General features: G+C 75.3%; 22 protein-coding genes and 1 pseudogene. 12 read left to right on the forward strand and 11 right to left on the reverse strand.

Annotation, left to right across the window (positions count from 1 at the left end; translation table 11 throughout):
- Positions 1–11 precede the first annotated feature (11 nt).
- Positions 12–776, reverse strand: a complete 765-nt coding sequence (locus IE308_RS13425; protein ID WP_190218066.1) for a PaaX family transcriptional regulator C-terminal domain-containing protein — start codon at positions 774–776, stop codon at positions 12–14.
- 80 nt (positions 777–856) lie between these two features.
- Here IE308_RS13425 and IE308_RS13430 point away from each other — a divergent pair, with 80 nt between their 5' ends.
- Positions 857–2,530, forward strand: a complete 1,674-nt coding sequence (locus tag IE308_RS13430) for an acyl-CoA dehydrogenase family protein (protein ID WP_190218067.1) — start codon at positions 857–859, stop codon at positions 2,528–2,530.
- 82 nt (positions 2,531–2,612) lie between these two features.
- Here IE308_RS13430 and IE308_RS13435 read toward each other — a convergent pair whose 3' ends face one another.
- Both IE308_RS13435 and IE308_RS13440 read right to left on the reverse strand, forming a co-directional pair.
- Positions 2,613–4,037 (reverse strand): TerD family protein, encoded by a 1,425-nt coding sequence (locus IE308_RS13435; RefSeq protein ID WP_190218068.1) that lies wholly within the window; start codon positions 4,035–4,037, stop codon positions 2,613–2,615.
- Between the two features lie 120 nt (positions 4,038–4,157).
- Positions 4,158–4,739 (reverse strand): Rv1733c family protein, encoded by a 582-nt coding sequence (locus IE308_RS13440; RefSeq protein ID WP_190218069.1) that lies wholly within the window; start codon positions 4,737–4,739, stop codon positions 4,158–4,160.
- Positions 4,740–4,952: 213 nt separating this feature from the next.
- Between IE308_RS13440 and IE308_RS13445 the strand changes: the two are divergent.
- The 4 genes and pseudogenes from IE308_RS13445 to IE308_RS13460 all read left to right on the forward strand — a co-directional run bounded on the left by IE308_RS13445 (position 4,953) and on the right by IE308_RS13460 (position 9,148).
- A pseudogene (locus IE308_RS13445) lies at positions 4,953–6,115 on the forward strand (WD40/YVTN/BNR-like repeat-containing protein).
- Positions 6,116–6,188: 73 nt separating this feature from the next.
- Positions 6,189–6,866: a uracil-DNA glycosylase gene (locus tag IE308_RS13450; RefSeq protein WP_190218071.1), complete on the forward strand. Its 678-nt coding sequence runs from the start codon at positions 6,189–6,191 to the stop codon at positions 6,864–6,866.
- Between the two features lie 186 nt (positions 6,867–7,052).
- Entirely contained in the window at positions 7,053–8,132 is a 1,080-nt protein-coding gene (locus IE308_RS13455; RefSeq protein ID WP_190218072.1) for an N-acetylglucosamine kinase, read from the forward strand.
- A gap of 95 nt (positions 8,133–8,227) precedes the next feature.
- Positions 8,228–9,148: a sirohydrochlorin chelatase gene (locus IE308_RS13460; RefSeq protein ID WP_190218073.1), complete on the forward strand. Its 921-nt coding sequence runs from the start codon at positions 8,228–8,230 to the stop codon at positions 9,146–9,148.
- A gap of 123 nt (positions 9,149–9,271) precedes the next feature.
- Here IE308_RS13460 and IE308_RS13465 read toward each other — a convergent pair whose 3' ends face one another.
- Together IE308_RS13465 and IE308_RS13470 are read right to left on the reverse strand one after the other, a co-directional pair.
- Complete coding sequence (locus tag IE308_RS13465; protein WP_190218074.1) at positions 9,272–10,303, reverse strand: lactonase family protein; 1,032 nt, start codon at positions 10,301–10,303, stop codon at positions 9,272–9,274.
- Positions 10,304–10,550: 247 nt separating this feature from the next.
- Positions 10,551–12,041 carry an FUSC family protein gene (locus IE308_RS13470; protein ID WP_190218075.1) on the reverse strand — a complete coding sequence of 497 codons (1,491 nt, stop codon included), beginning with the start codon at positions 12,039–12,041 and terminating at the stop codon, positions 10,551–10,553.
- 275 nt (positions 12,042–12,316) lie between these two features.
- On the opposite strand from IE308_RS13470, the gene IE308_RS13475 reads away from it, so the two are divergent.
- Positions 12,317–12,793: an Lrp/AsnC family transcriptional regulator gene (locus tag IE308_RS13475; protein ID WP_110626609.1), complete on the forward strand. Its 477-nt coding sequence runs from the start codon at positions 12,317–12,319 to the stop codon at positions 12,791–12,793.
- 36 nt (positions 12,794–12,829) lie between these two features.
- Here the strand turns inward: IE308_RS13475 and IE308_RS13480 are convergent, their stop codons facing one another.
- The 4 genes from IE308_RS13480 to IE308_RS13495 form a co-directional block, all read right to left on the reverse strand.
- Positions 12,830–13,759, reverse strand: a complete 930-nt coding sequence (locus IE308_RS13480; RefSeq protein ID WP_110626610.1) for a helix-turn-helix domain-containing protein — start codon at positions 13,757–13,759, stop codon at positions 12,830–12,832.
- Positions 13,760–14,133: 374 nt separating this feature from the next.
- Positions 14,134–14,943: a LysR family substrate-binding domain-containing protein gene (locus tag IE308_RS13485; RefSeq protein ID WP_190218076.1), complete on the reverse strand. Its 810-nt coding sequence runs from the start codon at positions 14,941–14,943 to the stop codon at positions 14,134–14,136.
- A complete protein-coding gene (locus IE308_RS13490) occupies positions 14,940–15,446 on the reverse strand; it encodes a TIGR03668 family PPOX class F420-dependent oxidoreductase (RefSeq protein WP_373314497.1) in 507 nt (168 codons plus the stop codon). The genes IE308_RS13485 and IE308_RS13490 overlap by 4 nt, the downstream gene beginning before the upstream one ends.
- A 21-nt stretch (positions 15,447–15,467) precedes the next feature.
- Positions 15,468–16,295 carry an LLM class F420-dependent oxidoreductase gene (locus IE308_RS13495; protein ID WP_110626612.1) on the reverse strand — a complete coding sequence of 276 codons (828 nt, stop codon included), beginning with the start codon at positions 16,293–16,295 and terminating at the stop codon, positions 15,468–15,470.
- 183 nt (positions 16,296–16,478) lie between these two features.
- Here IE308_RS13495 and IE308_RS13500 point away from each other — a divergent pair, with 183 nt between their 5' ends.
- Positions 16,479–16,934 carry an archease gene (locus tag IE308_RS13500; protein ID WP_190218312.1) on the forward strand — a complete coding sequence of 152 codons (456 nt, stop codon included), beginning with the start codon at positions 16,479–16,481 and terminating at the stop codon, positions 16,932–16,934.
- A gap of 86 nt (positions 16,935–17,020) precedes the next feature.
- Here the strand turns inward: IE308_RS13500 and IE308_RS13505 are convergent, their stop codons facing one another.
- On the reverse strand, positions 17,021–18,529 hold the full coding sequence (locus tag IE308_RS13505) for an RtcB family protein (protein WP_190218077.1): 1,509 nt from the start codon (positions 18,527–18,529) through the stop codon (positions 17,021–17,023).
- Between the two features lie 161 nt (positions 18,530–18,690).
- Here IE308_RS13505 and IE308_RS13510 point away from each other — a divergent pair, with 161 nt between their 5' ends.
- The 4 genes from IE308_RS13510 (at position 18,691) to IE308_RS13525 (ending at position 21,101) form a co-directional block, all read left to right on the forward strand.
- Positions 18,691–19,809 (forward strand): CapA family protein, encoded by a 1,119-nt coding sequence (locus IE308_RS13510; protein ID WP_190218078.1) that lies wholly within the window; start codon positions 18,691–18,693, stop codon positions 19,807–19,809.
- Between the two features lie 144 nt (positions 19,810–19,953).
- On the forward strand, positions 19,954–20,190 hold the full coding sequence (locus IE308_RS13515) for a hypothetical protein (RefSeq protein WP_190218079.1): 237 nt from the start codon (positions 19,954–19,956) through the stop codon (positions 20,188–20,190).
- A gap of 251 nt (positions 20,191–20,441) precedes the next feature.
- Positions 20,442–20,630, forward strand: coding sequence for a hypothetical protein (locus tag IE308_RS13520; protein ID WP_190218080.1), 189 nt, complete (start codon positions 20,442–20,444; stop codon positions 20,628–20,630).
- Between the two features lie 45 nt (positions 20,631–20,675).
- Positions 20,676–21,101, forward strand: coding sequence for a DUF2267 domain-containing protein (locus tag IE308_RS13525; protein WP_110626617.1), 426 nt, complete (start codon positions 20,676–20,678; stop codon positions 21,099–21,101).
- Positions 21,102–21,192: 91 nt separating this feature from the next.
- Here the strand turns inward: IE308_RS13525 and IE308_RS13530 are convergent, their stop codons facing one another.
- The gene (locus tag IE308_RS13530; RefSeq protein ID WP_110626618.1) at positions 21,193–21,843 is read right to left on the reverse strand and encodes an FMN-dependent NADH-azoreductase; all 651 of its coding nucleotides are present in this window, start codon (positions 21,841–21,843) and stop codon (positions 21,193–21,195) included.
- A gap of 124 nt (positions 21,844–21,967) precedes the next feature.
- On the opposite strand from IE308_RS13530, the gene IE308_RS13535 reads away from it, so the two are divergent.
- Positions 21,968–22,339 (forward strand): winged helix-turn-helix transcriptional regulator, encoded by a 372-nt coding sequence (locus IE308_RS13535; protein ID WP_110626619.1) that lies wholly within the window; start codon positions 21,968–21,970, stop codon positions 22,337–22,339.
- Positions 22,340–22,355: the final 16 nt, after the last annotated feature.

Consider the following 22,355-nt stretch of genomic DNA (forward strand, 5'->3'; position numbering starts at 1 on the left):
CGCAGGGGTGTTCACGCCTCTTCGTACGGCCGCCGCCGTACGGCCCCGGTCAGCTCCCGCTGGTACGCGGCGTAGGCGGCGCGCAGCTCGGCGCCCGGCCAGTCGTCCGGCAGCAGGGGCGGCGGCAGGACGGGGTCGGCGAGCAGATGGCGTACGACCGCGGCGAAGGCGGTGAGCCGGTCGGCCGGGCGGCCGGCGGCGGCCACATGGGCGAGCAGCCCGCGCGCGGTGGCCGCCCAGGCGTCCAATGCCCACAGGGCGGCGGCCAGTTCGCGGGCGGGCCGGTCGGGGCGCGCGGTGTAGGTCTGGGCGACCGCCGTGACGTCCTCGGGGAGCGCGCGGTCCAGGTTGGCCGGGCGCAGCCAGACGCCTTCGCGCAGTTCCGCCAACCGCAGGGCGGCCAGCCGGGCGCGCAGGTCGGCGCGTTCGGCGGGTCCGCGGCCGGTGGCGGTGACGACGACCATCTCCCAGTCGCCGTCCCACGCGCGCGTGCGCGGGGCGACGGCGTCGTCCTGGCGGTGCTGGCGGGCGAGCAGCCGGTCACCGATGCGGTAGCCGGTGCCGGTGCGGTGCAGGTCGCCGGCGGCGGTCATCCGGCTGAGCGCCGCGCGCAGGGTGGAGCCGCCGACGCCGAAGGGCTCCACCGCGCGGGTCAGCTCCCGCACCGGCAGCTCCGGCGGGTGCGCGCCGAGGAGCAGGCTCAGCACGACCGACCGGGCCGACAGCGGGCGCAGCCGCAGCTCGGCGGAAGGATCCCCGGAGACGTTCACGCGCATGGGCCGACTGTACGCGGGCCGCCGTACGCCACTCTTGTTGCACTATTGCTGCGGCCGAAGGAGAAGTGCAACATGGGGTCATGACCTCGATCCTGGAACCGGCCGCGCAGGCGTCCGCCGCGCCGTACGCCACGCACGACGTGACCAACCAGCCGCCGCCGCTGGCCCCCTACGACGCCTCGGAGGATGCGGCCCTGCTGGAGGGGCTGCGCCGGGAGGGCGCGGGCTGGGCCGAGGACGGCATCCGGCGGCTCGGGCTGCGGGCCGGGAGCGCCGAGGCACAGGAGTGGGGGGAGCTGGCCAACCGGCACGAGCCGGAGCTGCGCACCCACGACCGGTACGGCCACCGCGTCGACGAGGTCGACTTCCATCGGAGCTGGCACGAGCTGATGCGGGTGGCGGTGGCCGAGGGGCTGGCCGGGGCGCCCTGGGCCGACGACCGGCCGGGCGCCCACGTGGCCCGGACGGCGGGCGGTCTGGTGTGGGGCCACACGGAGGCCGGGCACGGCTGCCCGACGTCGATGACGTACGCCGCCGTCCCCGCGCTGCGCCGCCAGCCGGAGCTGGCGAAGGTGTACGAGCCGCTGCTGACCAGCCGGGAGTACGACCCCGGGCTGCGCGTGCCGGCCGAGAAGCGCGGGCTGCTCGCGGGCATGGGGATGACCGAGAAGCAGGGCGGCTCGGACGTGCGGACCAACACCACGGCGGCCGCGCCGACCGCCGAGCCGGGCGTGTACACGCTGCGCGGGCACAAGTGGTTCACGTCGGCGCCGATGTGCGATCTGTTCCTGGTCCTCGCGCAGGCGCCGGGCGGGCTGTCGTGCTTCCTGGTGCCGCGGATCCTGCCGGACGGCACCCGCAACACCTTCCGCATCCAGCGGCTGAAGGACAAGCTCGGCAACCGGTCCAACGCCTCCTCCGAGCCGGAGTTCGACGGCACCGTCGCCTGGCTGGTCGGGCCCGAGGGGCAGGGCGTGAAGACCATCATCGAGATGGTCAACTGCACGCGCCTGGACTGCGTGATGGCCTCGGCGACGCTGATGCGCAAGACGCTGGTGGAGGCCGGTCACCATGTGCGGCACCGCAGCGCGTTCGGGGCGCGGCTGATCGACCAGCCGCTGATGCGCAACGTCCTCGCCGATCTCGCGCTGGAGTCGGAGGCGGCGACGACGCTGACGCTGCGGCTGGCGGGGGCGGCCGACCGGGCCGTGCGCGGGGACGAGGGCGAGCGGGCGTTCCGGCGGATCGCCACCGCCGTCGGCAAATACTGGGTGACCAAGCGGGGACCGGCGTTCACCGCGGAGGCCCTGGAGTGCCTGGGCGGCAACGGCTACGTCGAGGAGTCCGGCATGCCCCGGCACTACCGCGAGGCGCCGCTGCTGTCGATCTGGGAGGGCTCGGGCAACGTCAACGCCCTCGACGTCCTGCGGGCGCTCGGCCGGGAGCAGGGCGCGGCCGACGCCCTGTTCGGCGAACTCGCCCTGGCGCGGGGCGCGGACGCCCGGCTCGACGCCGCGGTGACCCGGCTGAAGGGGCTGCTGTCCACGGGCTCCCCGTCGGGGGCCCGGCGGCTCGTCGAGCTGATGGCCCTGACCCTGCAGGCCTCCCTGCTGGTCCGGCACGCCCCGCCCGCCGTCGCCGACGCCTTCTGCGCGACCCGGCTGGGCGGCGACTGGGGGCACGCCTTCGGCACGCTGCCGGACGGCGCGGACCTGGACGCGATCGTGGGACGGGGGTTGCCGGGCGGGGTGTGACGGTGCCGTCGGGCCTGGGGGTGTGACGGGCGGGGCCGACGCGTGCACGGTCGGCCTGTCGCGGCTCAGCGGACGCCCGTGCTCACCACCGGTTCCGGCGCAGCCAGCTCTGCATCTTGCGGACGCCGGACGCCTGCCTGGGGCCGTCGGCGGCGCCCGCCCACGTGACCTGCGGGGACTGCCCCGGCCCGGGCGGCCCGGCGAGGGCCTGCACATCCTTGAGGCGGGCCCGCCAGGCGCCGTCCGACCTCACCATCGCCACGATGAGCGGCCCTTCGGGCAGCGGTACGGTCTCCCGGCGCCGGCCGATCTCGTTCACCACGTTGTTCTGCCGCGGCAGGGTCGTCGGGTCCTCGTACCCCGCCAACTCGAAGGTGTGGACGATCAGGTTGTCGTCGCCGCGGTAGTGGATCGACAGATCGGCCGCGCCCGCCGTGTGCAGCAGGACCTCGGGACCGCTGCCCTCCAGCCACTCCTCGGTCAGCGTCCGGGCCTCCGCCAGCGGCAGCACGCGGGCGTGCCAGGGGCCGTCCGCCCGCAGCCGCAGGCGCAGGCGCCCGCTGCCGGGCACCGTCGTCAGAAGCCGGCCCCGGAAGTCGTCCTCGGTGCTGTTGACGAGGTTGTCCTTGTCCTTGTTGCGCCCGTCCAGGGTCCACAGACCGGTGTATCCCTCGCCCCGCACGGCGAGTTCGACCACGACCGGTCCCGGCGGCAGCCCGTCGACGGCGATCACGTCGTTGTCCCGGCCGCTCCGCGCCCAGGGCTCGAAGACCGGGCCGAAGGTCCACTGTCGCGGGTGCGCGGGGAACGGCTCGGGGGTGGTCGGCGGCACCGGGGCGGGGCTCGCCACGGCTGCCGGGGCGTGGGCGGCGGCCGGTATGGACTGAGGCGTGGACTGCCGGATCTGCACGGCGGCCGGGAGGGGCTGCGGCGTCTGCACGACGGCCGGCACGGGCTGCGCGGTCTGCGGCACCACGACAGTGGGCGTCGGAGCGGGACCTGCCGGCGCCGTCTCCATGGCGTCCTCCGCCACCTCCACCCCGTGGTCCGCCGCCAGCGCCGCGAGACCGTCCAGGTAACCCTGGCCCACCGCGCGGAACTTCCAGCCGCCCGCGCGCCGGTACAGCTCCGCCAGCACCATGGCCGTCTCGCCGCCGGCGTCGGTCACGTCGTACCGGACGACGGATGTGCCGTCCGGCGCGAACGCCTCCACCGACAGCCCGGCCACGTCGCGCATCGCGCCGCTCTCGGTCGCCGCGACGACGAGGACGCGGGCGATGTCCTCCTCCACCGACGTCAGGCCCACGTCGAGCCAGGCGGTGCCGTCCTCGGGCCCGGACAGCCGTACGGCACCGGACGGATGCTCCGGAGCACCGTGGAAGACGACGTCCTGGTCCCCCCGGACCCGGCCGTCGTCCGTCAGCAGCAGCGCCGCCGCGTCCACTCCCGCGCGCACGGCGATCCGCAGCGGCACGGACGGGACGAAGGCATTGCCTCCCTTGATCATGTGACCCCCCACTGATCGTCCCCCGGGTGCAACCGGTCGCACGGGGGAACCGCGAGCGGATCATGTCACACGCCGCTGACAGGAGGGCCGAGGTACGGGCAGGACAACGCCCGGTACCAGTCAGCCCGTTCGCCCCCGCCACAAGGGGTCGAAGCGTGCCCAGGCCAGGTCCCACAGCTCCAGGCGCCGCTCCTCCAGGCGCCGGCGCAGGGCGCGGCCCGCGGCGAACGGGACGGCCGCGGCGCTGAGGCCGCCGAGGCCGCCGATGAGCGTGGAGCGCAGTTCGGCCTGGGAGGCGGAGGCGGGCGGGCTCACCAGACGGCCGCGGTGATCGGTCCAGACGGTCACCGCGGTACCGGCGTCCGTACCGGGATTGACGCGGACCTGCCCGGAGCGGGCGGAGCCGTCCGGGGCGGTCCAGGCGACCTCGGCCCACACGCGCTCGCCGGCGTCCTCGGGCCGGTCGGCCGCCCGGCCGGGCGCGGGCTCGGTCAGACGGGCGGCGGCGGGCCGCCACTCGGCGCGCTCCCGTGCCAGGCCGTGCTCGACGGTCCGGGCGGTCGCCAGGCCGGCGAGCACCCCGGCGAGGACGGTGACCGTCCAGGCGGCGAGCACCACCCACGCCTCGACCCTGTCGGCACGGCGCCGGAGCGGGTTGCGCCGCCAGCGCCACAGCCACACCTTCGGTCCTCGGAACGCCATCGAAGGCTGCCTCCTCGTGAGCACGCGACCATCCCGGGTGCCCTCCCATACGGGCGGCAGGCCCGGGATGCTCAGGACGAGTCCTCCGGACCGACCGTGGCACGGCGGCGCGGTGGGCGGGCAGATTGCCGCAAAACACCTCCGCGGATCGCCGGCGTCTGCCACAATCGCCGCCCTGACCTGCGCGGACGCCCGGCCGAGGGGTGGCTGTCAGTGGTGGGGTGCACACTGGCCGGTGTCCAGGACAAAGACGTCCGGACGAGGATGTCGCGGAGGTGATCGGCATGTCCGAGGTACTGCTCGCCGTGGGTACCCGCAAAGGCCTGTTCATCGGGCGCCGGCGGGGCGGCGCCTGGGAGTTCGACGAGAGTCCCTGCTTCAACGCCCAGGCGGTCTACTCGGTCGCCGTCGACACCCGCGGTGAGCGTCCGCGGCTGCTGGCCGGCGGGGACAGCGCGCACTGGGGGCCGTCGGTGTTCCACTCCGACGACCTGGGCCGCACCTGGACCGAGCCGCCCAAGCCGGCGGTCAAGTTCCCGCCGGACACCGGGGCTTCGCTGGAGCGGGTGTGGCAGCTGCACCCGGCGGCGGCCGAGCCGGACGTGGTCTACGCGGGCACGGAACCGGCCGCGCTGTACCGCTCCGAGGACCGCGGGGAGAGCTTCGAGCTGGTCCGCCCGCTGTGGGAGCACCCGACGCGCTCGAAGTGGGTGCCGGGCGGCGGCGGGGAGGGGCTGCACACCGTCCTCACCGACGCGCGGGACGCCGGGTCGGTGACGGTGGCGGTGTCGACGGCGGGCGTGTTCCGCACCACCGACGGCGGCGCGAGCTGGGCGCCGTCCAACTCCGGTGTCTCCGCGGTGTTCCTGCCCGACCCGAACCCGGAGTTCGGGCAGTGCGTGCACAAGGTGGCCCGGGACGCGGCGGATCCGGACCGGCTGTATCTGCAGAACCACTGGGGGGTCTACCGCAGCGACGACGCGGGCGCGCACTGGACCGACATCGGCGAGGGCCTGCCCTCCACGTTCGGCTTCGCCGTCGCGGCCCATCCGCACCGCGGGGAGACGGCGTACGTCTTCCCGATCAACGCCGACTCCGACCGTGTCCCGGCCGGGCGGCGCTGCCGGGTCTTCCGCACGGCGGACGCGGGCAGGACATGGGAGCCGCTCACGGCGGGCCTGCCGCAGGAGGACCACTACGGCACGGTGCTGCGGGACGCGATGTGCACCGACGACAGCGGTGACGGCCCGGCGGGCGTCTACTTCGGCAACCGCAACGGCGAGGTGTACGCGTCGGCCGACGACGGTGACAGCTGGCGGCAGTTGGCCTCCCACCTGCCCGATGTGCTGTGCGTGCGCGCGGCGGTGGTCGGATGAGCCGCACCGCGTTACCGGGTAGCCCTGGCCACCGGTTGATCACCGCCGTGTGTACGGCAGTAGGGTGACGGCCGTGGCACCACGACCGTTGCATGAAATCGTCGAACCGGGCTGGGCGAAGGCCCTGGAACCCGTGGCCGGACGGATCGCCGAGATGGGCGACTTCCTGCGCGCGGAGATCGCCGCGGGGCGCACCTACCTCCCGGCCGGGCCGAACGTGCTGCGGGCCTTCCAGCAGCCCTTCGACGAGGTCCGCGTCCTCATCGTCGGACAGGACCCCTACCCCACGCCGGGGCACGCCGTCGGGCTGTCCTTCTCGGTGGCGCCGGACGTACGGCCGCTGCCCGGCAGCCTGATCAACATCTTCCGGGAGCTGCAGGCCGACCTGGGCGTGCCGCAGCCGTCCAGCGGTGACCTGACGCCGTGGACCCGGCAGGGGGTGCTGCTGCTGAACAGGGCCCTCACCACGGCCCCGCGCAAGCCGGGCGCCCACCGCGGCAAGGGCTGGGAGGAGGTCACCGAGCAGGCGATACGGGCGCTGGCCGCGCGCGGCAAGCCGCTGGTGTCGATCCTGTGGGGCCGGGACGCGCGCAACCTCCGCCCGCTGCTCGGCACCCTGCCGTCGGTGGAGTCCGCGCACCCCTCCCCCATGTCCGCCGACCGCGGCTTCTTCGGCTCCCGCCCGTTCAGCCGCGCCAACGACCTGCTGATCCGGCAGGGCGGCCAGCCGGTGGACTGGCGCCTGCCATGACCCCCCGCTCGGCGCGCGGCCGCACGCCCGGCACACCGGGCGACGGGGCGGCCGCGCCGCTCCCCGTCGAGAGCCTCCTCCGTCGGCTCGGCAGTCGTCGCCCGCAGGACGGCCCCGGCGGCGGCCGCCGGCGCGCTTCCGGTGGCCGACGGAGGCACCCCTTCGTTCCCCAGGGAGGCCCGTCCCATGCCGGCCCGTGACGTGACCGCCGTACCCGATGCGCCCGTCGCCGAGGGCGACGGTGTCTTCCTCGCGGTGGACTCCGGGGGCTCCGGGCTGCGGGTGGCGCTCGGTGCGGCGGGGCGTGGCGTGGTCGTGCAGCGGGCCGTCGCCGAACCGGTCCGGACCGGGGCGCGGGGCATCGACGCCGGGCACCTGATGGAGCTGCTGGTACCGGTGGTGCGGGCACTGGCCGAGGAGAGCGGGCTCGGGCAGCCCGTGACGGCCGCCGTCGGGGCGGCCGGGCTGAGCACCCTCGGCGCGGATCTGCGCGCCGAACTGCCGGGCGCCCTGCACCGGGCGTTCGGCGTCCGGCGCCTCGCGCTGGCCGCCGACGCGGTCACCGCCTACACCGGAGCCCTCGGCGCCCGCCCGGGCGCGGTGATCGCCGCCGGGACGGGTCTCATCGCCGTCGGCACGGATCTGGCCCGCTGGCGGCGCGCGGACGGCTGGGGCCATCTGCTGGGCGACTGCGGCAGCGGCGCCTGGATCGGCCGGGCCGGGCTGGAGGCGGCGCTGCGGGCGTACGACGGGCGGCCCGGCGGATCGGCGCGGCTGCTGGCCCGCGCCGAGGAGACGTTCGGGCCGGTGCCCGGGCTGCCCGGGCTGCTGTACCCGCGGCCGGACCGGCCCGCCGTGCTGGCTTCCTTCGCCCCACAGGTGGCGGCCTGCGCCGCCGCGGACGCCGATCCGGTGGCCGCCGGCATCCTCGCCGACGCGGCCCGGCACATGGCGGAGAGCACCGCCGCCGTCTGCCCGCCCGACGGCGCACCGCTGGTCGCGCTCACCGGCGGGCTGTTCCGCGCGGGCGAATCCCTGCTCGCGCCCCTGGAGCAGGAGCTGGCCCGGCTGCTGCCGCACGCCCGGCGGGTCCCCGCCGAGGGCGACCCGCTGCACGGCGCGGCCCGTATCGCCGCCGCCCTCGCCACGGACACCCTCGCCCTGCCGGCCGACGGGACGATGCTGCAGGTGGCGGCCACGACGGCGGACACCCCGCCGCCCGGCACACCGGACGTATCAGCCGGTAAACCGGCTGATCACTTCTGATCCGTACGTACCTCATCAGACAAAACCGGACGGATACCGCTCACCTGCACCCTCCCCGAACAGGGGAGCCCAGGAAACCAGTAACATGCGGCGCCATGAGCTCCCCCACTGGGCCCGCGTCCGGCCTGCCTGTACGAATGCCGCGCCCCCGCCAGCCCGGACGGCACCGCCGTCCCGAACCCCTGGCGGCTCCCGAGGGCGCGCCCGCGCTCGTCCTCGCGGTGCCGGGCACGCCCAGCGCCGCCGTCCGCGGCCTCGCCGAAGAGGTCGTGAGCATCGCCCGCTCCGAGCTGCCCGGCCTGGACGCCCGGATCGGCTATGCGGAAGGGGACGACACGGAGTTCCCGACCCTCCCGGCGGTGCTGACGCGCGCCGCCGACGAGCGCACCGCCCGCTACGAGCAGGCGCTGGCCGCCGGGGTCGAGGTGAAGGAGCCGGAGGGCCCCGTCGCCGTCGTGGTGCCGCTGCTGGCCGGTCCGGACGGCGCGCTGCTGCGCCAGATCCGCCAGGCCGTCATGGACAGCCGTGTCGCGGCCGAGCTGACCGACGTGCTCGGCCCGCACCCGCTGCTCGCCGAGGCGCTGCACGTGCGCCTGTCGGAGGCCGGTCTGGCCCGCGCCGACCGCGCCCGCCTGTTCACCGTGGCCACCGCCGCCGACGGCATCGTGCTGGCCTCGGTGGGCGGCGAGGAGGCCGTGCAGGCGGCCGGGATCACCGGCATGCTGCTCGCCGCGCGCCTCGCCGTGCCGGTCATGGCCGCCGCGCTCGACCAGGAGGGCTCGATCGCCTCCGTCGCCGACCAGCTGCGCTCCGCCGGTTCGCAGCAGCTGGCGCTGGCGCCGTACCTGATCGGCCCCGAGATCGACGCGTCGCTGGTGGAGGAGGCCGCCAAGGAGGCGGGCTGCGCCTTCGCCGAGGCGCTCGGCGCCTACCCGGCGATCGGCAAGCTCGCCCTCGCCAAGTACACGACGGCCCTGGGCATCGCGCCCCAGCAGCCGCAGGGAGCCGTCCGCTGAGCGGCGGCACCCTGGACGCCGAAGGCGCGTCCTCCCGGACGCCGTAAGGACGCAGCAAGACGCGAGGGCCCGCTCCGTGCACCGGAGCGGGCCCTTCGGCGTGTCCTGGGGGTTTCTCGCCGGTCAGCCGAGGACCACGCAGGACGCGGCCGGCACGTCGATCGCTCCGGCGCGCCGCGGCAGCCCGGTGCCGGGGTCGAGGGCGAACCAGGTGACGTCGCCGGAGCGTTCGTTGGCGACGTACAGCACGCCGTCCGAGACGGTGATCGCGCGGGGCCAGTGGCCGCCGCACGGCACGGTACCGACCAGCCGGAGCACCTCGCCGCCGCCCGCGACGGCGAAGACGGACAGCACGTCCTCGCCGCGGGTCGCGGTCCACACGAAGCGGCCGTCGGGCGAGACGGCGATCCCCGACGGGTAGGCGTCGCCGGCCGGGGCGGCGGGCAGCACCTCGGTCTCGGTGAGCGGCTTGAGCGTGCCGTCGGCGGCGTCCCAGCGGCAGACGGTCACCGTGGGAGTGAGTTCGTTGACGACGTAGGCGAAGCCGCCCGAGGGGTGGAAGGCCAGGTGGCGCGGGCCGGAGCCGGGCCGCAGGGCGGTCTCCCGGTGCAGGACGGGGCTGCCGCCGTCCAGCGTGCACACGCGGACGGAGTCGGTGCCGAGATCGACGCTGACCGCCCATCGGCCGCTCGGGTCGGGCTGCACCTGGTGGGCGTGCGGCCCCTGCTGGCGGGGGCTGTGCGGGCCGGAGCCGGTGTGCCGCAGCACGCCGGACGCGGCGGGCGCGAGGCCGCCGTCGGCGCGCAGGGGGACGGCGGTGACGCTGCCGGAGCCGTAGTCGGCGGTCAGCAGGTGTCCGTCGTACAGGGCGAGGTGGGTGGGCCCGCCGCCGACCGGCACGCGCGGCCCCAGGGACTCCGGCTTGTCGCCGTGCACGCGAAACGCCGCCACGGCGCCCTCGGCGGTCTCGCTGACCGCGTAGAGGGTGCCGCCGTCGGCCGACAGGGCCAGGTAGGAGGGGTCGGGCAGGCGGTTCGTGCCGCCGAGGACGGTCAGCGCGCCGCTGTCCGGGGCCACGGCCGCCGTGACGATGCCGGGGCCGCCGGCCGCCGTGAAGGACCCGATGAACGCCCGCCGCCTGCCGCCGTGTGCCACGGCTGTCCCCTCTCGTCGCCGCAGTGTCCCGGGCTGACGGTAGCAGCCGATCAGCTGAGGTCTAGACCAAGCCCGGCCATGTCGTACGGCCGCCCGGGGGCCGCGCCGCGAGACGGCTACGGCGCTTGGTCAGGGCGGCGGTACGGCGTTCGCCGGTACGGCGTTGCGGGCAGCGGTGCTACCGGTACGGCGTTGCAGGCGGCGGTACTCCCGGTACGGCGTTGCAGGCGGCGGTACTACCGCCTCCTCAGGCGCCGACCAGCGGCGAGCCCGACGGGCCGCGCAGCGGCGCGGCGAGTTCCGCGAGGGCGCGTTCGATGCCGTGCAGATGGGCCAGGGCGGGCTCGGTCACCGGCGGGCGTTCGGCGACCGGGACCTCGGCGGCGCCGCCGGTCAGCGCCTCGACCGCGGCCTCGACGCGCCAGCAGGCGGCGGCCAGGCGGGCGTCGTGGGAGGCCTCGGGGTCGGCGGCGACGGCGACCAGGCCGCGGATCTCGCGGGCGCAGTCGTCGAGCAGGGCGAGCACCCGGCGGGCCCGCCGCTTGCGGCCCCGCATCGGGTTCAGCGGGTGGACGAGGGGCGCGAGGGACAGCCGTACCCGGCCGAGCAGCTGCTCCAGTTCGGCCACGCGGGGCGCCGGGTCGGCGTCCGGGGTGCCCGCGAGGCGGGCGGCGGCCTCCGCCGTGCAGGCGTGGACGCAGCGCAGGGCGCGCTGGATCCAGGCGTCGGTGACGGCGTGGGTGGTCACCGGCAGTACGAACAGCACCGCGAGGACCGCGCCGAGCGCGCCCACGCCGGTCTCCGCCAGCCGCAGCGCGAGCAGGCCCGGGCTGAGGACGCCGAGCAGGCCGTAGAGCGACTCGGCGAGCAGGGTGACGCAGAGCATCATCCAGGTGTAGGAGACGGCGGCGGTGTAGAAGATGCCGAAGACGCAGACGGCGACGAGGACGGCGGTGGGCAGGGGCGCGCCGTGCACCGGGACGGCGACCAGGAAGCCGAGGGCGAGCCCGATGACCGTGCCGAGGACCCGGCGGAAGCCGCGGACCAGGGTCTCGCCGCGCGAGGTGGTGTTGACGAAGATCCACCAGGTGGCGCCGACGGCCCAGTACCAGCGCTCCCCGGAGACCAGCTGGCCCGCGACGAGGGCGAAGGCCGCGCCCGCGGTGGCCTGGACGGCCTGCCGGGTGGTGATCCGGTTCAGGCCGGTACCGCCGGGCGGGGCGGGCACCGCGGCCGGGGGCAGCCGGCGCTCGTAGCACCACACGCCGAAGCGGACGGCCACGGCGCTGAGCACGGACAGCACGACGGAGGCGGACAGCTCGGGCAGCCGGCCGGGGGTGGCGTGCAGGAACTGCGCGACGAAGAAGGTCATGAACGCGAACACGCCGAGGCTGTGGCCGCGCGGGCCGAAGCGGCGCGCGTACACGCCCGCGCCGACGACGGCGAGGAAGGTGAGGTCGCGCAGCATCGGGTCGTCGTGCAGCTCGGCCGCCGCGGCGAGCACGGGCAGCCCGACGACCGGCAGCAGCGCGGTGGTGACGGCCTGCCCGCGGACGGTGGCGTCGGTGACGGTGAACAGGGCGAGCAGTGCCGCCAGGCCGCCGGTGACGACGCCCGGCAGGGAATGTCCGGCCAGGCCGCACACGACGACCGCGAGGCCGATGCCGAGGACGGCCCGCGCGGCGAAGCGCAGCCGCGCCCGCCCCGGGTCCGGAGCCACGAACATCCTCTTCAGCACTGTCTACCGCCCCCTTCGGACACACGCGCGCACACGGCGCGGGACACACGCACGAAAAAGGCGCCGCGGGGTCCGCAGCGCCATCGACGCTGATATGACAGCACCCTTGGGGTCACTGGCTCAAGTCGCACCCGAATGACTGGTCCATTGGCCCAGCGAAGTGCTCACCGCGTCCGCCACCGGCAGGCCAACGGACCAGTCGGCAGGCCTCCCCCGGCTGGGCCATTGGTACAGTCGACGACGATCACACCGGGCCGGAGGAGGCGCACGGGCCGATGGCCGTGGACGAGCTGGACACCCGCATCCTGCGGCTGCTGCTGGAGCAGCCGCGCACGAGCGTGCGCGAGTACGCCCGGATCCTCGGCGTCGCCCGCGGCACCCTCCAGGCCCGCCTCGACCGGCTGGAGCGGGACGGGGTGATCACCGGCACCGGCCCGGTGCTGTCCCCCGCCGCGCTCGGCCACCCGGTGCTGGCGTTCGTGCACATCGAGGTCACCCAGGGCCATCTGGACGACGTGGGCGACGCGCTGGCCGCCGTGCCGGAGATCGTGGAGGCCTTCTCGATCACCGGCGGCGGGGATCTGCTCACCCGGGTCGTGGCGCGGGACAACGCGCATCTGGAGGACGTGATCCAGAAGCTGATCAGCCTGCCCGGTGTGGTGCGCACCCGCACCGAGGTGGCTCTGCGCGAGCGCGTCCCGCACCGGCTGCTGCCTCTGGTGGAGTCGATCGGCCGGACGGCCGGGAAGTGACCCGCACCGGGCGGTGAACCGGCGGCGGCCCGGCCCTCACAGCCAGCCGCGCTCCTTGGCGCGCAGGGCGGCCTGGAAGCGGCTGTTGGCGCCGAGCGTGCGCATCAGGTCCGCCACGTGGGCGCGGAACTTGCGGACCGACACATTGATCGACCGGGCGGCGGCCTCGTCGGTGTCATGGCGGGCCAGGGCGTCCAGCACACGCTGTTCCACGGCCGACAGCGACAGGTCCTCCACCTCCTGCGCGCGGTCCCACATGCCCTCGAAGACCTCCGCCAGCATGGCCACCACCCCGGGCTGGCGGATCTGAAGCGCTCCGGCCCAGGGGTCGGCCGGGTCCGCCTGGACGAAGGCGACGGTCCGGTTGATCACGGCCAGGTGCCGGAACGGCTCGCGGGTGACCCGGTGCAGATCGCCCCGGGCGTGCCAGGACCGCGCGTAGGAAGCCTGACCGGGTTCGTGCAGCACGTGCGCGGAGAACAGCGTCCGGCTGCGCATGCCGCCGGCCAGCAGGCGCTGGAACGGGGCGGCGTCGTAGCTGTTGCCGGGCTCGCAGGCCCGCCGCTTCAGGTGCACGAACTCCCGCGGGTCCTGCTCCAGCAGCGACTGCATGCGCGCGGTGACCGACGAACTGTCCGTCAGGTGTTCCACCAGCCGCACGCTGCGTCCGCTGCGGTGCTCCTCGGTCAGCTCGGCGAGGACGTCCCAGGCGACGCTGAGTTCGGTCAGCCGGCGCCGGGTCTCGTCCACCCGCCGCCACACCAGCAGGTCCACGGCGTTGGCGGGCGTGACGGCGGTGCACGTGCCGTGGAGCAGCCCCAGGGCGCGCAGTTCGGCGGCGACCCGCTCCACGTCCGGCATGTCCAGCTCGGCCCGCGCCCGGTCGAGCCCGGCGGTGGTGTCGCGCAGCAGGTAGCGGTACAGCCGCTCCTGATCGGCCGTCATGCCGAGATGGGCCAGCCCCATGCGTCCCCCTGGTGATCCTTGCGAGCGGTGTCTCTCCTCCATTGACGCGGTGAGGGCCGCCGGAGGTGGCGGAAAGCGGGTGAGCGTCTTGCGGGATGAGACGGCGGCGCGGGGCGGAGGCCGCTGACGGCGGCCCGAGGGCCGAGGTCGCTGACGGCGGCCGGGGGCGGACTCGGTCGGACGCGGTCGGATGCGGTCGGATGCGGTCGGACGCGGTCGGACGCGGTCGGCCAGGGCGGCTGACGAACGGCGGCCGCGGGTGGCGGGGGCGGTTTGCGAACGGCGGCCGCGGGTGGCGGGGGCGGTTTACGAACGGCGGCCGCGGGTGGCCGGTGCGGTTTGCGAACGGCGGTCGCGGGTGGCCCGACGCGGTTCTACGAACGGCGGCGGGGGCGGCCGGTGCGGCGCGTCCCGCCGCTCTTCGCCGTGCCCGCGCGGCCCTTGCCCCCGGTCCGGCCCGCCGCCTTGCCGCCCGACTGCCCACCGGACTTGCCGCCCGACTGCCCCGCGGCCCTGCCGCCGGTCTGCCGCGTCGCCGCCCTGCCCGGCGTCCAGTCGGCGTCGGGCTCCGGGCGGCGGCCCCGGGTGCTGTTGACGGTGCGGCCGCGGACGATGCCGATGAAGTCCTCCACCAGGTCGGTCGTCGCCTCCTCGGGCCAGGACAGGGCGACGCTCGACTGCGGGGCGTCGGCGACGGGGCGGTAGGTGACATCCTTGCGGTGGTGCAGGCGGGCCAGGGACTGCGGCACGTAGAGCAGGCCGACGCCGGCCGCGACCAGTTCCACCGCGTCCTGCGTGGTGGCGGGCCGCTCGAAGCCGGGCTCGCCGGGCGGCTGTTCCCAGCCGAGCACGTCGTCGAGGGGGTGGAAGACGACCTCGTCGGCGAGGTCGTCCAGGGTGACCTCGTCGGCGGCGGTGACGAGGTGGTCCTTGGGGACGACGACCACCGTGGTCTCGGTGTAGAGGGGGATCGCGCTGAACACCGTACGGTCGACCGGCAGCCGCACCAGGCCCGCGTCCGCGCGGCCCTCGCGGAGCACGTCGGGTGCCTCGGCGGCGGTGATCTGCAGCAGGGTGAGGGGCACGTCGGGCCGGCGCTCGTTCCAGATCCCCACCCACTTCGCGGGCATCACCCCCGGGACGTAGGCGAGGGTGAACGTCGGGGAGTCTGCGGAGCCGGTCATCCCGCCAGGTTACCGGGCTCGTCCCCGGCCACGGCCCGCCAGCCCGTCCACCGGTGGACGCTCACCACGATCACCGGCCCGTCGGGGAGCCGGTCGCGGTACTGGGGGTACTTGTCGCGCAGGAGGGCGAGCGCGGCGGCGTGTTCCGCCCGGGTCCGTCCGTCCGCCGCGTCGGGCGGGAGGACGCGGGCGTCGCCGTCGGCGCGGACCCACCACAGGCGGTCCCAGTCCTCGGCGTAGTGGTCGACGAGCAGGGTGACCGCCGGGTGGGCGGCGATGTTGCGCAGCCGGGCCAGCCGCCGGGACCGCTTCGGCTTGTGGTCGACGGCGGTGACGACGTCCACGGGGTGCCCGGCACGGGCACCGTGCCCGCCGTCCGTCTCACCCCCGGCGAAGACCACCGGCACCAGGTGCGGGCGCCCCTCCGGGTCGACCGTCGCCATCCGGGCGACCCGTGCGGCGGCGAACCGCCGGCGGGCCTCGGCCTCGGCCATGTCCGGCACGGCGGGCTCCTCCCTGCCCTCTCAGCGGTACGCCGCGACGAGGCCGGCGTACTCGTCGAGCCGCTGCAGCGTGGCGTCCTCGGGGCGGGTCGGCAGGTGCAGCAGGACACGTTCGACGCCGAGCGCGGCGTACAGGTCGAGGGATTCACGGTCGCGCGGGGCGCCGTACACGACGACGGGCGTGTCGGTGCCCGTGGTCTGCCGCAGGCGGTCGATCTGCTCACCCAGCCGCTTCGGCGGCACGCCCGTCGGCATCCAGGCCGCCCCGTAGGCGGCGACCCGGGCGAAGGCGTGGTCGCCCCCGCCGCCGACGTAGATCGGCGGATGCGGCCGCTGCACGGGTTTCGGCCAGCAGTAGACCGGGTCGAAGTCGACGAACTCGCCGTGGAACTCGGCTTGTTCCCGCGTCCACAGCTCGACGACGGCGCGGACGCGTTCGTCCATCAGGCGGCCCCGGGTACGCGGGTCCGTGCCGTGGTTGCGCATCTCCTCGCGGTTCCAGCCCGCGCCCACCCCGAAGACGGCCCGGCCGCCGGAGACCAGGTCGAGGGTGGCGACCTCCTTCGCCGTGACGATCGGGTCGCGCTGCACGACCAGGGCGATCCCGGTGCCCAGCAGCAGGGTGCGGGTCACGGCGGCGGCAGCGGCGAGGGCGACGAACGGGTCGAGGCTGCGGTAGTAGACGCGCGGCAGCTCACCGCCGCCCGGGTACGGCGTCTCACGGGAGGCCGGGATGTGCGTGTGCTCGGCGACGAACAGGGCGTCCAGTCCGCGTTCCTCCAGGGCCGGGCCGAGGACCGCCGGGGCGATGCCCTCGTCGGTGAGGAAGGTCGACACTCCGAACCTCATGCACGTCACCTCTCCGCTTCATGGTCCCGGATTCCGCCCTGTTCGCCGCGTCACGCACGGCTTGGCGCCCGCGCCGTTCTCCCGTCACACGTACCCGGCTCGACGCGGCACCCCTCCCCGAGGGACGATCGGATCCGGACACAGATGGCCGGGGCCGAGCCGTAGGGCAGGGTGATGAGCGCCATGGTCGGTGACACGGACGACGACATCCAGGAACGGCGGCAGGGCGGCAGCGGGCACCGGACGGTGCCGCACACGGCCGACGTGCGGATCGAGGCGTGGGGCGCGAGCCGCGAGCGCTGCCTGGTGGAGGCGGCGCTGGGCATGGTGGAGTGCTTCGCGGACGTCACGGCGGTGCGGCCCACGTCCGTCGAGCACATCCGGCTGGCGGAGAACGACGACGACGACCTCCTCGCGGCCCTGCTGGACGAGGTCGTCTTCCGGCTGGAGGTGGACGGGCAGGTGCCGGTCGACCTGGAGGCGGACGAGGCGGAGGAAGGACTGGAGGTCCGGCTGGCGCTGGCCGGGCTGGGCGACGTGGAGATCACCGGGGCCGCGCCGAAGGGGGTGTCGTGGCACGGGCTGCACATCGCGCCGGGGCCCTACGGCTGGTCGTGCGCGGTGACGGTGGACGTCTGAGGGCTGTGCGCGGTGGACGTCCGACGAGCCTCCCGGACCACCGCCGCACTCCCCCGGACCACCGCCGCACTCCCCGCCGGTCCCGCTCAGCCCTTCACCACCCCCAGCGGCACCAGCCGCGCCACCGTGCGGCACAGTCCCGCGCCCTCGCTCGCCGCGACCACCTCGGTGACGTCCTTGTAGGCCTCCGGGGTCTCCTCGGACAGGCCGCGCAGCGAGCGGGGCCGTACGGCGATGCCCGCGGCCTCCAGTCGGTCCCGTACCTGCGCGCCGGTGGTCTCGCGGGCGGCCTGGTGGCGGCTGAGGACACGGCCTGCGCCGTGGCAGGTGGAGGCGAAGGCGTCGCCGCCGGGCACCCCGGCCAGGACGTACGAGGCGGTGCCCATCGTGCCGGGGATCAGCACCGGCTGGCCGACGTCCCGCAGGTCCTCGGGCAGGTCCGGGTGGCCGGGCGGGAAAGCGCGCGTGGCGCCCTTGCGGTGCACGCACAACCGGCGCCGCTCCCCCGGCCCCGTCTCGGCGCCCGGCCCCGTCCCCGTCTCCACGCTCGCGCCCGGGCCCGGGCCCGGGCCCGGGCCCGCCACGGCGTCCACTCCCGGACCGGCCACCGGATGGCTCTCGATCTTGGCGAGGTTGTGGGAGACGTCGTACACCAGCGACAGCCGGGCGCCCGCGGCCCGGCGGAAGACGCGGCGGGCGGCGTCGGAGAGCAACTGGCGGTTGGCACGGCCGTAGTTGGCGGCGGCGGCCATCGCGCCGAGGTAGTCGCGGCCCTCGGGCGAGTCGACGGGGGCGCAGGCCAGCTGCCGGTCGGGAACGGTGATCCCGTGGCGGGGCATGGCGCGGTCCATCGCGCGGACATGGTCGGTACAGATCTGGTGGCCGACACCGCGCGAACCGCAGTGGATCATCACGCAGACCTGTCCGGCGGCGATCCCGAAAGCGTCCGCCACCTCCGCGTCGTAGACCTCGTCGACCCGCTGGACCTCCAGGAAGTGGTTGCCCGAGCCCAGGCTGCCGACCTGGGCGAGGCCGCGTTCCCGGGCCCGGGGGCCGACCTGGGCGGTGTCGGCGTCGGCGACCGCGCCGCCGTCCTCGCAGCGGGTGAGGTCGCGTGCCTCGCCGTACCCCTCCTCGACGGCGTACCGGGAGCCCCCGGCCAGGATCCGCTCCAGCTGGCCGGGGCCGGTCAGGTGCCACACGCCGCCCGGGCCGGCGCCGCGCGGGATCGCCCGGTCGAGACCGTCCATGACGGCCGGCAGCGCGCGGCGGAAGGCCTCGGCGTCGGTGTCGGCGGCCAGCAGCCGCACCCCGCAGGAGATGTCGAAGCCGACGCCGCCGGGCGAGACGACCCCGCCGTCGGCCACGTCGGTGGCCGCGACGCCGCCGATGGGGAAGCCGTAGCCCCAGTGGACGTCCGGCATGGCGTACGACGCGCCGACGATGCCGGGCAGCGTGGCCACGTTCACCACCTGCTGCAACGCCTGCCGGGCGTCCGTCAGCAGGGCCCGCGAGGCGAAGACCACGCCGGGCACGCGCATCGCGCCGTGGGCGGGGATGCGGTAGCGGTGGGGGGATTCCTCGACCAGTTCCATGACGGCCTCCGTGCGGGCCTGCGCGGCTCCGCGCCACGTGCGGTGCCGGCACCCGTGGCACGTACGGGGTACCCGTGGCGGGGCCCGGATATCGGCGGTACGGCGGGCCGCCGAGACCCGGGCCGGCGGTACGGCCGGGCGCCCCCTCGTACGGTGGACGTATGAGCACCGGCACGGTGACGCTGTTCCTGTGCGGTGACGTGATGCTGGGGCGTGGCGTCGACCAGATCCTGGCGCGGCCCGGTGATCCACGGCTGCGCGAGGAGTACGTCCGCGACGCCCGCACGTACGTACGGCTGGTGGAGTCGGTGAGCGGTCCCGTCCCGGCGCCGGTCGAGCCGTCCTGGCCGTGGGGCGAGGCGCTGCGGGTGCTGGAGGCGGCGGCGCCGGACGTGCGGATCGTCAATCTGGAGACGTCCGTGACGTGCGGCGGCGCGTTCGCGCCGGGCAAGGCGGTGCACTACCGCATGCATCCGGACAACCTGCCCACCCTCACGGTGGCCCGGCCCGATGTGTGCGTGCTGGCCAACAACCACGTCCTGGACTTCGGCCGGCCGGGCCTGCTGGACACGCTGGAGGCGCTGGATCGGGCCGGGCTGCGCACGGCGGGGGCGGGCCGTACGGCAGAGGAGGCGTACGCGCCGGCGGCGGTGCCGGTGCCGGGCGGCGGCCGGGTCCTGGTGTTCGGGCTCGGGGCGCGCACCAGCGGGGTGCCGCCGCGGTGGGCGGCGGGCCCGGGCCTGCCCGGGGTGGCGTACCTGCCCGACCTGTCGGCGGCGTCGGCCGCGGCGGCGGTCCGGCGGATACGGCAGGTGAAGCGGGCCGGTGACCTCGTGGTGCTGTCGGTCCACTGGGGCTCCAACTGGGGGTACCGGGTCCCCCGCGAGCAGGTCGGGTTCGCGCACGCTCTGGTGGACGGCGGCGCCGACGTCGTCCACGGTCACTCCTCGCACCATCCGCGTCCGGTCGAGGTGTACCGGGGGCGGCTCGTGCTGCACGGCTGCGGCGACTTCGTCGACGACTACGAGGGCATCACCGGGTACGAGGAGTTCCGCGACGACCTGCGCCTCGCCCACCTGGCGACGCTGGAGGCGGACACGGGCCGGCTTCTGCGGCTGCGCATGGTGGTGCTGCGGTCCCGTCGGATGCGGCTGGAGGCGGCACCGGCCGCCGACCGCGCCTGGCTGTGCGGGGTCCTGGACCGGATCAGTGACGGCGTACGCGTCGGGCCCGCCCCGGACGGCTCCCTGATGCTTCTCCCGGCCCGCGCCGAGGCGTGACCGCGGCCCCGCGCATGTCCTTCCTCAGGGCGGCCGTCGAGAGCACACTTGGGGCATGACCCGCGACCAGGGCCGGTCCCTCGGACAGGGGGTTCGATGATCCGTCGAGCTGCGTCCGGAGCTGTTCCGGCGCATGGTGGTGCCATGAACAGGCGTACACCCGTGATCGTGCACCCGCCGTCCGAGGACGGAGGACGCCGGGTGACGGTCGACGACGCCGAGGTGGGGGTCGCCTACAGCCTGTTCGACGTGCTGGACCTGGTGCACGGGGCGGGCCTCCCGGGCGAGGACCACGCCGTCGACGACCCCGAGCTGATCGAGTGGCGGGGCGGCGGGCCGTACGACTTCAGCGAGGGCGGCGGCAGCGCCGGCAACGCCTAGGGGGTGGCCGGCCGTCATCCGATCGGCCCAGCGGCCGGCGTCGAGCCGGCTGACGGCCTCGATCGCCGTCGGGAGCGACGCGACGGCCTCGATCGCCGTCGCAAGCGACGCGGTCCGAACGCGGGAAACCCGCGGATGCCGACCCCATCACTGCTGCATGCCAGGGTGCCCGGCGGGTACTCGCGCAGCGCCCGATGCGTGCGTCCGCCCGCCGGGGCGGACGCGGGGCCGGCCGCCGAGGGGTGACACCGATGTCCGAGTTCTACGAGCAGACACCGTCCCAGGCCGAGGGCGAGCGCGACGACGCCGACGACGCCGTCGCGGAATCGCGCGCCTCGCGCACCGGCCCGGCGGGCGACGCCTACGACCCGCCGCGGACCACGCCCTCGCAGGCAGAGGGCGAACGCGCCGACGACACCCGGGACACGCCGGGCACGTGACGGCGGCGCGGCCACCCAGAGGCGGACCGCACGAGGAGTGTGATCATGAAGTACGACGACATGGTCCGGACGGTGCGGGACCGGGTCGGGTTCGTCGACCGCGACGAGGCCGAGCAGACGCTCCGGGCGGTGCTGCGCACCCTCGCCGAACGCGTCCCCGCCGGCTTGGCGGAGCACCTGGCCGCCCAGCTGCCGCACGAACTGGGCGGCGCGCTGCGCCCCACGGGCGCCGGGGAGTCGGGCCACCCCCGTACCGTCGGCGAGCGCTTCGACCTGACGACCTTCGCCGGGCGCGTCGCCTGGCGGGCCGGCGTCTCGGAGGACACCGCGGTCCAGCGCTCGGCCGCGGTCCTGGAGGTCCTGGACGCGGCGGTGTCCCCCGAACTGATGGACAAGCTCTCCGGCGCCCTCCCCCACGACATCCGCGAACTGCTCCCGACGACGCGAGCGTCGGAACACACGATCACCTAGATCTACTCCGCGTCGGGCGGCAGACGGGACTTCGCCGACACGGTCCCGGCCCGCGCGTCCCGGTGCGCATCCGCGTGCGCACCGGGACCGGTCAGGCCGCCAGGCGCTCGGTGAGCTGCTTCGCCTTGGTCGCCGCCTCGTCCAGGGCGCGGGTGCGGGACGCCTCGTAGAGCGGGACGAGTTCGGCCATCGCCGGGTTCTGGGGGGCCATGGTCAGCTCCGGGACGATGAAGTCGACCTCCATGCCGAGCGCGTCCCCGAGGACGGCGCGCAGGTAGTTCTGGACGTACTCGTAGGACTCGCGCGGGGTGCCCGGCGCGTAGGAGCCGCCGCGGCTGGCGACGACGGTGACCGGGGTGCCCTTGGCCGAGGGGTTCTCGCCGGCGGTGCGGCCGAACAGGATCACGTTGTCCAGCCAGGCCTTGAGCGTGGACGGGATCGTGTAGTTGTACATCGGCGCGCCGATCAGCACGGCGTCCGCCTGTTCCAGTTCCTCGATCAGCTTGACCCGCTCGGCGAACGCGGCGGCCTGCTCGGCGGTGTGCGTGGCCGGGTCGGCGAAGCCGGCGGTGTGGCTGTCCACGGTGATGTGCGGGACCGGGTCGACGGCGAGGTCGCGGTAGACGACCGTGCCGCCGGGGTGCTGCTCCTCCCAGGTCCTGCGGAAGGCCTCGGTCACCGCGCGGGAGGCCGACGCCTCGCTCGGGAAGAGGGACGAGTCGATGTGCAGCAGGGTGGCCATGCGTTGCTCCAGGAAGACGTGCCCGGGACATCCCGGCCCGGGGCTGACGTTTCGTACTCAACTATTGATAGCACAGGGACTTACTTTTTTTCATCCCCCTACGTCAGGGTAGTACCCTGGAGTCATGACGGCGCAGCAGAGCCACGACGCGGGAGCGTGCAAACGGGTGGACGACGGCATCACCCGTGTGTTCCAGCTGCTCGGAAAGCGCTGGACGGGCCAGATCGTGTCCGTCCTCGTCGAGCAGCCCGCGCACTTCACCGACCTGCGCCGCGCCATCCCCGGCATCAGCGAGCGCATGCTCTCCGACCGGCTCACGGAGCTGGGCGCGGCGGGGCTGGTCCTGCGCGAGGTGGACGAGGGGCCACCGCTGCGGGTCTCCTACCGGCTCACCGAGGCCGGCGAGGCCCTGGAGCCGGCGCTGCGCGAACTGGCCGAGTGGGCGAAGAAGCACCTGCCCGACGCGTCCGCCTGCCCCTCCGCGGCCCGCGCCTGACCCGGCCCGACCGACG

The sequence above is a fragment of the Streptomyces griseosporeus genome (assembly GCF_014656055.1).
Lineage (GTDB): Bacteria > Actinomycetota > Actinomycetes > Streptomycetales > Streptomycetaceae > Streptomyces > Streptomyces griseosporeus.